Origin of the sequence: Paenibacillus sp. FSL R5-0701 (genome assembly GCF_037973995.1) — a bacterium.
GTDB lineage: Bacteria > Bacillota > Bacilli > Paenibacillales > Paenibacillaceae > Paenibacillus.
Window position 1 is genome coordinate 3,887,744 of record NZ_CP150230.1, and the last position, 13,432, is coordinate 3,901,175.

The window sequence follows — 13,432 nt, forward strand, 5'->3', positions numbered from 1 at the left end:
AGCAACTATGAAGTCGCTGTTTAAGCGACTTTTTTGCATTGTAGAATTACTTAAAGTTCCCCTCTAGCCTGGAGTTCAATCAATAAGGGATACCAGTGTGTTTTTTCTCATTCAGTTGGTACAAAAATACAAGATAAGTAATTTCTTGTTTGTAAATTGAAAAAAGGAAGCTCGAAAGCTCCTCTCCATAGATTAGGGTCTTTCAATACTTCCTAGAACTACCGCTAATTTCTCATTCATCGATGGATCTTGATTGTCAATCTTAGAGATTAACTCCGTAAACATTTTTCTGAGTTGCTGAATGTTTGTTGTAAGGTAACCATCCATTTGAGCGCCTGTTTTCTCGTAAATACGCCCGTTCTCAAGGTCTCTTAGTTTGTTTCCAATTTCCTGGATTTCTCTACTGTACTTTTCAGTAATCCCCAACGGTTCAGTCATGTTTTTTACCTCCTTAGTTTTTCTGGTTAAGATCTAGACTAAAAGAATTCGACATCAGTTTACAAAACCCCTTTTTAATTAAGACAAAAGAGCTTGGATTAATAGATATCCAGATACAGCAAAGCGAGCGTATGAGGATATATTTCCCTACTCCCCTAAAGTAGAAAAGGAGTTAAGAGGCCAGCTCCTATAGTTTATTCGAACACAAAAATTCTGATTCATGAAGCATTCGACAAAAAAATGTTTTATTGTCAAAGGATTACAGAATATGAGGTTGAATATAGAATATTGTGGTCAAAATACAATTTTTGGAGGGTTGAACACTTGTATTCACCAATCAATAAGATAAAAAATGAAATGGGTAGGAATAGATTTTATATATATAGTAGAAGGCTTCATAGAGAGGTTAGACTATACAATTCACTTCAATACGATCATTGGGTTCTGACAGAATCGGATATTTCCGTCATGAGTTACTGTGAAAGACCGTTGAAAATAAATGTATCTATTGGAGGTAAAGTTGTTGAAACAGTTTTTGATATGTGGATTAAATCAGAAAGTGAAGAAAAGTTTGTGTTTATACGCTACTCCTATGAAATAGATCTGGATAACAAACGTTCTAGCGAACAAGCGATTTATGAAATGTATGCACAAAAAATATGGTGCGCAGAGAATAATAAGACACATTGTGTCCTGACGGAAGAAAATATACGACACAATCCCACTATTATTGCAAATAAAAAAACGTTGATTCCTTTTTTCACTCCACTTTCTGAAATAAAACCAGAAGTGTATGAGCTGATTTATAGATCAGCTTTAAACGGCCCTATGACAATTCGTGATTTAGAAAAATCTATTCAATCTAAATATCATCCTGTCATAATTAGGAATTCTATATTTGCATTAATCCTCCATGAGATACTTACTTTTAATCAAGAACAGGACTTACTTTGTGGATTGACGGAGGTGCAGTTGAATGTCGAGAAGACGTATCTTAGATAGTATAAATATTGATCCGAAACATAAAGACATCTCAAATTGGCCAATTGTTAATATCATGCAACTTCAACCTGAAGATAGAGAGATATTCAAAAAACGAGAAGCTGCAGTGAACCTATATATGCTTCACGAAGAAGTAACTTTAGAAAAAATCACAGAACAAACAGGCGTAAGTAAAAAAGAATTAATTATTTTCATAAAGAAGTGTTTAGAATTTGATCCAATAACTGAAGCTATCTGGGGATTTAGAGCATTAATCCCTCATAAGAGAACCAAAAAGTATGATAGAAGTGCAACCACAACTTTTTTCCCACAACAGGAACAGCCCAAATTAAGTGGGGCCTTCAATCAACTCCTTGAACAATATCCAGAAATTAGAGAGAAGATCACTTCAGCATATTTAAGACGAAAAGGAAAAAATTCTACAATGCCCACAATCTCGACTGATGGGATCCATAGATTATTCCTAAGTTTGTGCAAAAAGAATGGTATAGGAATACATGACTATCCGTTTAATACAAATGATAAAGGATATCGATCATTATACCGTTTCTTTAAAAAAATTGAGAATAATCATTTTTCAGAAGGTGCAAAGCGTTACGGAAAAGAAGCAGCCAGGCAATCACGTATGGGAACATTGCCAAAACATGAATTGATATTACAAAAGCCTTTTCAACGCGTTCAGTTTGATGGGCATAAGATTGATGCGATGTTTACGATCACATTTAAAACCCCTGAAGGAGACTTATTTACAGAAGTTGTGGAGCGGGTATGGCTTCTTGTAATAGTTGATGTAGCAACTCGAGCAATATTAGGTCATCACCTCTGTGTAAATAAAGAATATAACAAAGACGATGTTTTGCATTGTATTCGCAATACAGTAACCCCTTATGAAAAAAGAAAATTTTCGATACCTGGTATCGATTATGATCCTAAAGGTGGTATACCTTCGGCTGAAATTCCAGAAACGGCATGGGCTCTTTGGGATGAATTCAGCTATGACAACGGTAAAGCAAATTTATCAAATATCGTAACCGATCGTCTTTATGAAGTAGTTCGTTGTACTCTAAATCCTGGGCCGGTCGAGGCTCCAGAAGTAAGAGGCATTATTGAAAGATTATTCCGTTCCCTTGAAGTGCTTGGATACCATAAATTAGTGAGTACCACTGGAAGCAATCCTTCTGATCCTCTTCGTAAAAATCCAGAACAACAAGCAAAAAAGTTTGATATTTCTTTATCAGAACTAGAGGAGCTAACTCATATTCTAGTATCTGATTATAATGGTATTCCCCATAGTGGAATTAGAAACTTTTCTCCTCTTCAATTGATGAAACAACGAATTGAAAGAGGGATGGAACCAAGAGTACTTGAACCAGAAAAAAGAAAAGACGCCATTTTTTTTATGATCCAAACTAAAAGAAGAGTGAGTGGGAATATAGAAAAAGGAAAACGACCATTCATAAATTATGAAGGGGTTCGATATCAAAGCGATATTCTTAGTAATAGTCCTCACCTGATCGGCACGGAATTAACAATTGTGGTAAACGTTGATGATATACGAACAGTAAAAGTATTTTTGAGTGATGGTAGTGAGTTTGGATACCTTACTGCATATGGCATTTGGGGGATAACACCTCATTCATTACGAACAAGGAAGGCTATAAATAAATTAAAGAATGAAAGGAAAATATTCTTTACTACTTATCAAGATCCATTTCAAATCTACTATGAGTATAAAGCATCTAAAGCTAAGACTGGAAAGAGAGAACGAAATCATATCGCACAATTACAAAGGGAACTGAACAAAGCCGAAGCAGCATCTACAAATAACCATGAAAAAGAAGAAGAGCAATTCTTTGCTCCAGATGTCCAGTCAACAGGGGATGTAAACAGTTTATTTATTGAAGAAGACGATGACGATGATAGAATTTTTAGAACTTACAACTTTTGAAAGGAAGATTTCTGATGAATATCGATGTTTCAGATATAAACAGGCCATATGTACCCCCAAAGACTCATCCCATCGAAACTGGAATTTACTTCATAGGCACTAAAGAAGTGAGAAGAATGTACAAAAATATTAAGCAATGGATTGAAAACCGAGCACCAGGCGGAATAGCCTATGGCAGACCTAGATTAGGTAAGACTTGGGCTATCGACTACTTAACAAAGGAACTACCAATAGATTTTGGTGAGAAGCTTCCTATTCTAAAATTTAAATGTGAGCAAAATTCAAGAATTAATGAAACCACTTTCTATGAAGAATTATTGGTACAGTTTGGACACGGAATCCCTTTCTCAGGAAGAAAAACTATGAAAGCTGAAAGATTAAAAAAATATCTTCAAGAGATAATCGAGAGTTCAGGAAGTAAAAGGTTAATTCTATTTATTGATGATGCCCAGCGTCTTGTTCCAGTTCAATACAATATTTTAATGGATATTTATAATTATTTGAAAGAATTCGGAATTAGCATGACAGTTATCTTAGTTGGCCAAGAAGAATTAAAGCATGTTAGATCAGGTTTTATTGCTTCAAAAATGGGACAAATTGTTGGTCGCTTTATGGTTCATGAGTACAAATTCTCAGGCGTAAGAACAAAAGATGAGCTGCAAACCTGTTTAGTCGGTTATGACTCTTTATCTGAATACCCTGCAAATAGTGGTTGGTCCTACACAAGATTCTTCTTTCCGGATGCATATGAGCAAGGATTTCGTTTAGAATCATCCACAGAGGAGCTATTTTCTACTATATCCAATATTAGAAAAGAAAAAGGAATTACTAAACCTTTAGAGATACCGATGCAATATTTAACGCTTACTATAGAATATGCTTTTAAAAAATACGGTGTCTTAGGTAAAAATGTTGACCAGTTGACGTCTAGCCATTGGTTAGACTCATTAGGTAAGTCGGGTTATATCGAAAATGAGCTGTACAACGACTTAATTTAGATATATCAGTTCGATTTGAAAAGGTGGTTAAAAATGATTCCTGAACTAAAGGTTTACTTATCAAAGCCAGATGGTTCAATTACTTGGAATACAGATTGGATATCTGAGTTTGAATCTCCCTGGTCTATTTTTCAAAAAATTCAATTCACTAACTTACTTAATAAACGAGACTATTTTCATTTGTTTGGGACTTCAGAGACAATCAAAAAAAAGACTATTGTTGGTGCAAGAAATCATAATTTGTATTCAATGCCCAGTTTTGATGATAATAGATTTATAATCATTTTAGGATTCTCATTAAAAAAATATAATTCTGATGTAATTAAAAACATATCTGGATTTTTGAATGATGGCGGAATGAGAGAAATGCGGGAAATTTCCTCAGGAAATTGGTTTTGGAGAAAGTCTTTAACTTTTTGTTGTGAATGCCTAATTGACGGTTACCATAGTATATTGCATCAATTTGGTCTTTTTCAACAATGTCCTTTTCATCAGAAACCATTGTATGATCAATGTCCCAATTGTTCAGCCAAATATCCATATGAACTATTTAAAGATCAAACTTATTTTGAATCAACATTAACGTGTATGTGTAGTCATCAATACAAAAAATTCAACAGGGGCGTACCCCTTAATACACATTGGAAGGCGTACAGAAGTAACGATTTGTCAGATAAACTTGCTATACAATGGCTAAATCTAAATCAGTTGCAGAAAAGTAACCTGAGCTCAGTATATCTATACCCTCACACCTCAATTAATGAGACACCCCAATTATTAAAGTTTTATTTAAATTATATCGAGAGGGATACAACTCCCGATCAATATAACGTGGAGACCTCAGATCATCTTAAAAGAATAAATAACATTCCGTACTTAAAAGGGAAATACATTAGAAAAAAAAACAGAGAATTCGAAAACATTAATACAGCAAAAAATCATATCACTTTTTTTTCAAATCATCAAAACATTGTTATGAGCGAATTTCAAATTATAAGAAATTCAATGTTTAGTTCAGTTGCGAAACATTTAAGAAGAACTATTTTGAAAAAGCATAAAAGTTGTATTAAACGTTATACCTCCGTTATAAAAACAAACGAAGGAATGGATATTCCTATCTGCCCTTATGCATCTGCATATGTTAAGTGGAAACAAAAGATAATGAAGATTGTACATTTTTATGATGTAGACGCAATTCCTTATAGCCGGACCAGTTTTTGTTCAGAGAATGTTTCATTTTTAGGTTATTTAGACGAAGACCCAATATTCGACATTATGAATTCTTATTTAGCTAAATTTCCTACAAAAAAAAGCAATTACTCATATATCAGTTGGTTAATTTCACACACCTATAGTTATTTATTTTTACATCTTTTCAAATTGTATCTCACCGATTCAGTTGATAAGATAATTGAGAATAAAGATTTAACTCTGAAGGAAACAATATTGGCCTTTTCTTTTCCAGGTAAGCTCTCCGATAAAGTCCAGAAGTTCTGGGACCAAAACAACCTTAATCATTTTTTTTCTGAAAATGAATTGATATGTCCTTATCCTACAATAAGATCAAAGAGAAGAACATCCAACGAAGAATCATTTCATCCTATGCAACTTGCGTTAAATAGAGATAGAAGCCACATTTAGGATTAGTTCTCTAATTCCATAATTTCAATTAACTCCGAAGCTAATGTTTTTGAACTAGAGATACCTTTTAAATATTTGAAAGGCCCACTAACAGACCAGTCAATCTTTTTCAGGCGCTTTGCTGACTTGATAAACTTTTGATGGTCTATTTGTGTTGAGTTTTCTTTCTTACAGTTAGACAACGCCTTGGATGCAGCCATTGCTAACGCATCCAAACATACAATATGAGTAAGTTTATATTCTTTATAGTTCATCCATTCATGAGGATATTCTTGACGCATTATATTGAAAAATCCAAGTACAAGATCCACCTTTTCATGTTTTGATAAATTTGTAGTCTCAGTATCTTTGAAAAAGTACTTTAACATGCGATAAAGATTCTGCAGAGTAATATGTCTTCCCTTACTACGTTTACCCGTGATGCTACCAATGTGATAGAAAGGACTATCTTTTAATATTAATAATTCAGTAGCTTGCCAACTTAATTCATCTGATTCTCTTTTCAGAAATTTGCTTAAAGAGGTTCCAATCCCTTTGGCTTTTGTATTAATAATATCAGAGAGTTGAATTTCTTCATCGTCATCTAAAAAATGAAATGCCATGAAAGGAACATTAAGTTCTGATTGTGTTTCTTCGATATAACGTTTAATTCCTCCTAGTCGATGCTGTCCATCCATTAAAGATGCTTTATTCTTGCAAAATAATCTACCGAACATTGGTCGGGTAGAGTCATAAGCTGTAAACTCCCACATACCAGCTGCATTCAATAAAATTGGTGTGAATAATGCGTTGTCGCCTCTGGAAAGATATAATGCAAATTCATCAACACGCTTTGGATCAACTGGCCGTTGGTATCCTTTTCCTGATGGGTCGTTAAACGGCTTAACATAAGTTAGATTCATAGCAATGGAGGTTGGAAACGAGCTTTGATAAGTGATTTTCCCTCTCATTTTTGTTTGTACTACATTTTCTATAACTATTTGATGAGGTAATTGTCTCATTAGGTACACTCCCTTAAATATTTATTTTTCTTAGTAAAATATATATCTTATATTATATAATTTCTAATGGTAATATATAGTACGAGTATATTTATTTCATGCACAAGTACACCTACTCTTAAAAGAGAGGTGATTGTGCTTATGATAAAAATTAATGCTTTTGTAGGCGAGCGAATAAAATCTTTAAGGAAATCAAAAGGATTGACCCAAGCTAATTTAGGGGAACAAGTAGATCTTCCACAGCCTTATATTGGTGGGATTGAGAAAGGGGAGAGGAACATATCATTAGATACCTTGCAAAAACTACTCGAAGCTTTAAATATTACACCAGCAGAGTTATTCAACTCGTATGAAAATAAGCTACAAAATAAAGAGACCTTAGAAATTCTTGATAGAATAAATGAATCCCTATCTAATAGAAGTACTGAAGAAATTAAAATAGTGGAAAGCTTTGTTCAAGATATTCTTAAAACAATCGATAATTTGAGAAATTTAAGATAATGCAATCTATTTTATTGAAAATTGGTGCTATTCTTCTAATTAATTTAAAATTAGTGATGGTGAGTGAAAGATGAAGAATAAATTACTTATATTTTATACTGAAAAAGTAAGAGCACGTAAATTAATCTACAGTAAAATGAACTTCTTATTCTGGTCTTATTTGATTTCGTACACTTTAGCTCTTCCGTTGATTATTATTGCGTTATCTATTTGGTTTTGGACAGAAAAGTCAGCCTATGGACCTGTACTGTCAGCAATAGCCCTTGTTGTCTTTCTGATTTTTATACATAGGCGTTTCAATAGTAAGGCTCGTATCATTCTAAATAGAGAATTTTCAATAAAAACTGAAAAAGGTAAGTGGTTAGATGGCTTTCATGAAGTTCAAATTCATATGATAACAGAATATCTGATTGAGCATGATCTATATTCAAAATGGAAAATTGAGAACCTCATGGAAGCGTATAAAGCTGATAATACTAAAGAAAAGATGCCACCACTAGTTGCACCCAGCATATTGATAGCAGTTCTTGCGCCAAACTTAAATTATTTTCTGAAACATTTTTACGAAGCGAGCAACTTTCAGACGAATGAAGGGCAATTTCTAATATTTTCTACAGTGCTAATATTTTCAATTTTTTTTGTTGTAGTTATAACGTTTTGGAAATACATATTTGAAGAATTTTCTGAAATTCTATTGTATAAAAGAATAAATTATCGTAATAATCTTAATTCTATTTTGTACGATGTTTTAATTGGAATAGAGAGTTGAAGAATTAAGAAATAAGTTAGCTTTATTAATGAGTATTACTTAAGAGGTTTTTAATAATGGTTCTGTAAATTTCTATTAACTTAGGCATCGCCAGCTTGAAGAATTTAATTTTTCATGTATTCATTATAGAAAGGATGATTTTATGGATGATTTGTCTATGGCTTTTTACGATATGAAGTATAAAGAAATTATACGTGAAAGAACTGAAAATGAATTTGAAGATTTCTTTTCTAAGGTGATGCAAATGAAATATAAGGATAATTTTATGCCTTGTCGTCCCTGGGGACAGGATGGAGACAAGAAAAATGATGGCTACTTAATTCGTGAACGTCATTTATTTGCTGTTAATGGTCCACACAGTCTTAACCAAAATAGAATGTTGACTAAAATAAATAATGATTTTACCGGGGCTCTAGATTACTGGGAAGAATATTTTGATAAATGGTCTTTTGTACATAATCAAAATTCATTACCTCCTAGAATCAACAAAGAGTTGTTAAAATTATCTACTAAGTACAATTCTGTTACACTTACGTTTTGGGGACCAAGTGAAATAAGAGGAATTATTTTTTCGTTAGAAGAACCCATTATTAGAGATATTCTAGGTCCAGTTCCATCGAAAAAAAATTACACTACTTTAAAATTTGAAGATATACAACCTGTTATTAAGTCTATTTCAAGAAGATCAAACCCCAGAAATGAGGATTTGAAACCAGTCCCAGAGAATAAACTTTTAATTAATGGGCTAAGTGATCCAATTATAGGGCTTATTAAGGCCGGTTTGTTAAGAGCCCCTTTAGTAAGAGATTATTTAAATCTTCAGACAGATCTAAATTTAGGAGATCAAATTTCTGAGACTTTACGAAATTACTATGAGGATTTAAGAGACAACTCGCAGTTAGAACCTGATGATATATATAGTGAATTAGCTAAGTTTATAACCGATCCTCATAAGACTGATAATCAAGTTTATATGGCTGCTGTTCATACCATTCTTGCGTATTTTTTTGAACAATGTACAATTTTCGAAAGAGTGAGTGCATAAAATGTACAATGAATGTTACATGCAACTGGAAGAAGTTATAATGCTAAAAACCTTATCTATGAAAGATTTGAAATTAGTAAAAAAGGAGGGAAGTAGAATAGTGTTAACACCAACTAAAAATTTGCATGAGGATAAATCAATTATAAAAATTGGTGCAAGAATACTTTCTATATTAAATTCTCCTCATACAGTTAGCTCAGCCTGGAAATCTTATGTTCAAATCCAAGAGTATGAAACAAATGGTAAGATTAGAATTCAGTTTGATAACTTCATTTTAGCGATAGATTTTTTATACATTATTGGTGCAATCGAACATGGGGATGACTTAATGTGGAGGTCAAAGAATGATAAAAAAGATATATAGCACATTAAGCACGTTTAATACAGTAGAACTTCATGAAGGTTTAAATATTTTATTAGCTGATATTACTCAAAAATCTACTGTAAAAGATACTCGAAATGGGCTGGGTAAAACTACTTTTATAGAAATTATTCATTTCTTGTACGGAAGTAGTTGCACTAATAAAAGTGTTTTTAAGATGGAACAGTTTAAAGATGAATTTTTCATAATGGATCTAGAATTGAATAACAATTTATATATTGTAAAGAGAAGAGGTTCTGAGTCTAATTTCGTATATGTAAAGTGCGAAGAAACAAGTGATCTCAAGAAAAAATATGGGATGTCAGGCATTTCGAATATTAAAATAAAAGTAACTGAATGGAATGAATTTTTAGGAGAATTTCTATTCAATTTAAATTCCAGAGATGAGTTAATAAAATCAAATTTAAAATTCAGATCTTTGTTTCCATACTTTTCTAGACTGAGTAAAGATGGCGGATATTTAGATTCAACGAAATATTTTAAAACACAAAACGTGCATCTGACTCAAATTGCACTATCATATCTATTAGGTTTAGACACAAAATTAGCAATAAGCTATAAGCAACTTGAGGAAAAGAAAAAAGAAATTACAGACCTCAAGAAAGCAATTGAAACAGACTCTTATAACAAAATCATGAATGATGGTATAAATTTAGACACCGAGATTACAATTTTAACTGCTAAAATATCCAAGTCTAAGAATGATCTTGAGAATTTCTTGGTGCACCCTCAGTACAGAGAAATTGAAATTGAAGCTAATAACTACGCTCAAAAAATATCAGAACTTAGCAATAAAAACTTCATGGATAGACAAATTATTTCAGAATTAATGATTGCTTCTAAAAGTGAAAAGAATATTGAAGATTTTAATTTGTTTGAATTATACAATGAGGTTGAAATTAAATTGCCTGATATTGTTATAAAAACTTATGATGAATCCAAATTGTTTCATGAGCAATTAGTTAAGAATCGGAAAAAATATTTACAAGAGGAATTAGAGCAATATAATGAGATTGTGATAAAAAGAAGTCAATTGATAAACGAGCTTTCTCTGGAACAGTCAAAGAAAATGACAATTTTAAATACTCATGGTGCTCTAGATCAATACTCCTTGTTACAATCTGAAATGAATGAGCTTGTAAGTAAATTAGACATGTACCAAAAGCAACAGGATTTCTTAAATATGATGCGTGAGGAAGCTGCAAAACTAAAAATTGAAGAGCAGAGGTTAATCATTGAGATCAATAAATCATTAGAAGGGCATTCACGTACAAAACAGCACGCTATCTTGCTTGTTGAGGAAGTCTCTAACTGTTTATATAACTCTGTAGCTCAGTTACATATAGGACAAACAAAAAATGGCCGATATGATATTGAGATGGTATCAAGAAATCAAAATAGTACTGGAATTAATAGTATGTTAATTTTCTGTTTTGACATGATGTTAATTCAAATGTCAAAATTTTTAGATAGAAAAATGGACATGTTGATTCATGACAGCTCGCTTTTTGATCCCGTTGATGAAAGACAAATAGCGGAAGCTTTGAGATTTGGAAAAGATAAGTCAATTGAAGCAGGTTTCCAGTATATTGTAACTTTGAATTCTGATGATTTACCTGATAGCGTGAGAAAAGAAGTAGCAAGCTCCATTTTACCTGTGCTTTTGACTGATGCAGACGAATCAGGATGTTTATTTGGAGTTTACTATTAAGCTTGCTATCAGTTAAGTATAGTACTGAAGTCTGTATCTAATTTATGATGTCCCATAATCATATGCGAATCGAGTTCTATTAAAAGACAAGATCATAAATCCATTGAAAGTCGCTAAATTAGCGGCTTTTTCGTATTCTCAGGTTAGCCAGTAACTACAGGTTGGCCTTTTTTTGTAATCGTTTACGATGTGGGGAGCCGGGAGAATGTGGCGGCTTTAGGGGCTTGGTCCTCGTACCAAACTAGTTCTCCCACGACCTCCAAAAGATCATGTTTGGGCTGGTAGGTGCAGTTGCCCCAGTATAACAAGCAAAGTTATGGGTTTGAAACAATCGGGGAAAGGACCGACAAAATGTAAATAAGGAGTGAATATGAAATCTGTTGTTGGTGTAGACGTCGCTAAAGTTCCAAGTGTGGTATAGGCGTTTCGTCGCATGGACCAGTGGATTTGAGATTCACGGAGTGCTAAGCGAGTTTCAATCTGAAACAGTTGTTGCTCCAGTGGTCGTTTTGGCTTGAAGCGACGGGGCATTACCATCGTGCCTTAGTGTCCTGTCTGGAACGGAGTTGCTACATCTACTACATTGTGAATCCCTTCAATACACAAGCCAAAGGTGGAGCAGTTACGAAAAGTTAATTGGCATCTGGCAGAGATGTACTATCATGGCGACGTACAGATGAGACTTTTACTGAGCTACTGCATTTGACCCGGCAGCATATGTTTGTCACGGGAATCTTTGTGCAGACGAAGATGAACAACAGAGCCTTGCTTAAGAAAGTGTTTAGCAGGTATTTAAAATGTATTCTTAACAACGTCATTTATGATGCCCATTGTTTGGAGGGAACTGTGACGAATCGGAATGAAGTTATTCAAGGAAATTCAGGACGATCCTTTCCAAGTGATGGACCAATGAAAAAGTCAGAAAGCTGGGGGAAGTAGAGAAAAACTCGGCGTAGTTCACCTCAAAGCAAGGCATTGTTCTGAACAGTCTCATTATTGTTGACGATGATCCGGCAACTGGAGGAAGTCGAAAAGCAAATGGAGTTAGTAGAAAAGAAACACAAGATATCTTTACCAAATGGCGATTATCACGATGAAGTTCATGATGACGGAGTATCTATAATAGGTTCTGTGTCTTCGCAAATGTTTCTTAATAATCAAGTTATTGATCAACTTATGCATATTCTAAAGGTAAACCGGTCACCTGAATTAAGTAAGAAGGAGGTTCAATGATATGAACTCATATATTCTCGATAACTCCTTACTTGAGGAGTTTAAGCAAGCCTTAAGCGATCATGATGATTTTCTGATTAATACATACAGCAACTACAATGGAAAGAATCTTTGGAGCTTAATTTGCTCTGCGAAGGACTGGCTCTCCGTAAGCGTGAACGGCTTGCCGTACATCGATTTGACACATGCTCATGATGATTTTCGTTCATTGAACGTTTTACAGCTGATTATGACATATGATATTGTTCTTCAATCCATCGAGCAGCTCCAAATTCTTATAAGGGAGAATAGTATTCGAATTGGTGAGGGTGAAGGGTATCATTATGACATCCAGACGTTGATCGAGCTTTTCACTGCTCCGCAGGAGTTCCCCGAGCGGGAACGGCAAGAAGCAGACCAATATCTGAATTCGCTGCATTTATTGGTCCACGAGCTTTACGATGCGCTACAGAGCATGACATTCAGTGAAAATGCTGTGACTCAAGGACACCTATTACATTCAAGGTCCCCTAAGTTCAAAGGGCTAAATTACGATCTGGAGAAAGTTTTCGAGTATTTGAACAACCCGTATTTCAGGGCTGATCGGGTCGACTATCACTTGAGACGACTTATTAGTGAGGGGCTTCTACCGTCTTATGTTAGTCGACAGACGGACAAGCTTGACTTGCATCTTCTGCTTTTAGCTAGGCTCACTGTCAATGAAAAAAACATTAGCATTTTTTTGCTTCCCTGATTCTAGTTTTGTCAATTTCGTCTGAAAATT

The 13,432-nt window shown here is 33.8% G+C and carries 13 protein-coding genes; 11 read left to right on the forward strand and 2 right to left on the reverse strand.

Going from position 1 to position 13,432, the window contains the following annotated elements:
- Positions 1-192: 192 nt before the first annotated feature.
- Positions 193-438, reverse strand: a complete 246-nt coding sequence (locus tag MKZ13_RS17095) for a hypothetical protein (protein WP_339176907.1) — start codon at positions 436-438, stop codon at positions 193-195.
- 324 nt (positions 439-762) lie between these two features.
- On the opposite strand from MKZ13_RS17095, the gene MKZ13_RS17100 reads away from it, so the two are divergent.
- From MKZ13_RS17100 to MKZ13_RS17115, 4 genes are read left to right on the forward strand one after another with little or no spacing between them, the layout of a single operon-like run.
- Positions 763-1,440: a hypothetical protein gene (locus tag MKZ13_RS17100; protein WP_339176908.1), complete on the forward strand. Its 678-nt coding sequence runs from the start codon at positions 763-765 to the stop codon at positions 1,438-1,440.
- Positions 1,415-3,388, forward strand: a complete 1,974-nt coding sequence (locus MKZ13_RS17105; protein ID WP_076331697.1) for a hypothetical protein — start codon at positions 1,415-1,417, stop codon at positions 3,386-3,388. Before MKZ13_RS17100 ends, MKZ13_RS17105 begins: the two co-directional genes overlap by 26 nt.
- Positions 3,389-3,402: 14 nt before the next feature.
- Positions 3,403-4,386: an ATP-binding protein gene (locus tag MKZ13_RS17110; RefSeq protein ID WP_339176909.1), complete on the forward strand. Its 984-nt coding sequence runs from the start codon at positions 3,403-3,405 to the stop codon at positions 4,384-4,386.
- A gap of 33 nt (positions 4,387-4,419) precedes the next feature.
- Positions 4,420-6,027 (forward strand): hypothetical protein, encoded by a 1,608-nt coding sequence (locus tag MKZ13_RS17115; RefSeq protein ID WP_339176911.1) that lies wholly within the window; start codon positions 4,420-4,422, stop codon positions 6,025-6,027.
- 2 nt (positions 6,028-6,029) lie between these two features.
- Here the strand turns inward: MKZ13_RS17115 and MKZ13_RS17120 are convergent, their stop codons facing one another.
- On the reverse strand, positions 6,030-7,028 hold the full coding sequence (locus tag MKZ13_RS17120) for a DGQHR domain-containing protein (protein WP_339176912.1): 999 nt from the start codon (positions 7,026-7,028) through the stop codon (positions 6,030-6,032).
- Positions 7,029-7,169: 141 nt separating this feature from the next.
- Between MKZ13_RS17120 and MKZ13_RS17125 the strand changes: the two genes are divergently transcribed.
- The 7 genes from MKZ13_RS17125 to MKZ13_RS17155 all read left to right on the forward strand — a co-directional run bounded on the left by MKZ13_RS17125 (position 7,170) and on the right by MKZ13_RS17155 (position 13,402).
- On the forward strand, positions 7,170-7,529 hold the full coding sequence (locus tag MKZ13_RS17125; protein WP_339176914.1) for a helix-turn-helix transcriptional regulator: 360 nt from the start codon (positions 7,170-7,172) through the stop codon (positions 7,527-7,529).
- Positions 7,530-7,599: 70 nt separating this feature from the next.
- The gene (locus tag MKZ13_RS17130) at positions 7,600-8,298 is read left to right on the forward strand and encodes a hypothetical protein (RefSeq protein WP_339176915.1); all 699 of its coding nucleotides are present in this window, start codon (positions 7,600-7,602) and stop codon (positions 8,296-8,298) included.
- Positions 8,299-8,440: 142 nt separating this feature from the next.
- Positions 8,441-9,343: an ABC-three component system protein gene (locus tag MKZ13_RS17135; RefSeq protein WP_339176916.1), complete on the forward strand. Its 903-nt coding sequence runs from the start codon at positions 8,441-8,443 to the stop codon at positions 9,341-9,343.
- 19 nt (positions 9,344-9,362) lie between these two features.
- The gene (locus MKZ13_RS17140) at positions 9,363-9,707 is read left to right on the forward strand and encodes an ABC-three component system middle component 6 (RefSeq protein ID WP_339176917.1); all 345 of its coding nucleotides are present in this window, start codon (positions 9,363-9,365) and stop codon (positions 9,705-9,707) included.
- Complete coding sequence (locus MKZ13_RS17145; RefSeq protein WP_339176918.1) at positions 9,688-11,436, forward strand: DUF2326 domain-containing protein; 1,749 nt, start codon at positions 9,688-9,690, stop codon at positions 11,434-11,436. The genes MKZ13_RS17140 and MKZ13_RS17145 overlap by 20 nt, the downstream gene beginning before the upstream one ends.
- A gap of 1,005 nt (positions 11,437-12,441) precedes the next feature.
- The gene (locus tag MKZ13_RS17150; protein WP_339176920.1) at positions 12,442-12,669 is read left to right on the forward strand and encodes a hypothetical protein; all 228 of its coding nucleotides are present in this window, start codon (positions 12,442-12,444) and stop codon (positions 12,667-12,669) included.
- 1 nt (position 12,670) lies between these two features.
- Positions 12,671-13,402: a hypothetical protein gene (locus tag MKZ13_RS17155; protein WP_339176922.1), complete on the forward strand. Its 732-nt coding sequence runs from the start codon at positions 12,671-12,673 to the stop codon at positions 13,400-13,402.
- Positions 13,403-13,432 lie beyond the last annotated feature (30 nt).

What these genes read in the sequence shown, in the direction of transcription:
- MKZ13_RS17095 (WP_339176907.1), bottom strand. Translation starts at nt 438, where the DNA reads ATGACTGAACCGTTGGGGATTACTGAAAAGTACAGTAGAGAAATCCAG.
- MKZ13_RS17105 (WP_076331697.1), top strand. Translation starts at nt 1,415, where the DNA reads ATGTCGAGAAGACGTATCTTAGATAGTATAAATATTGATCCGAAACAT.
- MKZ13_RS17110 (WP_339176909.1), top strand. Translation starts at nt 3,403, where the DNA reads ATGAATATCGATGTTTCAGATATAAACAGGCCATATGTACCCCCAAAG.
- MKZ13_RS17115 (WP_339176911.1), top strand. Translation starts at nt 4,420, where the DNA reads ATGATTCCTGAACTAAAGGTTTACTTATCAAAGCCAGATGGTTCAATT.
- MKZ13_RS17120 (WP_339176912.1), bottom strand. Translation starts at nt 7,028, where the DNA reads ATGAGACAATTACCTCATCAAATAGTTATAGAAAATGTAGTACAAACA.
- MKZ13_RS17125 (WP_339176914.1), top strand. Translation starts at nt 7,170, where the DNA reads ATGATAAAAATTAATGCTTTTGTAGGCGAGCGAATAAAATCTTTAAGG.
- MKZ13_RS17130 (WP_339176915.1), top strand. Translation starts at nt 7,600, where the DNA reads ATGAAGAATAAATTACTTATATTTTATACTGAAAAAGTAAGAGCACGT.
- MKZ13_RS17135 (WP_339176916.1), top strand. Translation starts at nt 8,441, where the DNA reads ATGGATGATTTGTCTATGGCTTTTTACGATATGAAGTATAAAGAAATT.
- MKZ13_RS17140 (WP_339176917.1), top strand. Translation starts at nt 9,363, where the DNA reads ATGCAACTGGAAGAAGTTATAATGCTAAAAACCTTATCTATGAAAGAT.
- MKZ13_RS17145 (WP_339176918.1), top strand. Translation starts at nt 9,688, where the DNA reads ATGATAAAAAAGATATATAGCACATTAAGCACGTTTAATACAGTAGAA.
- MKZ13_RS17150 (WP_339176920.1), top strand. Translation starts at nt 12,442, where the DNA reads ATGATCCGGCAACTGGAGGAAGTCGAAAAGCAAATGGAGTTAGTAGAA.
- MKZ13_RS17155 (WP_339176922.1), top strand. Translation starts at nt 12,671, where the DNA reads ATGAACTCATATATTCTCGATAACTCCTTACTTGAGGAGTTTAAGCAA.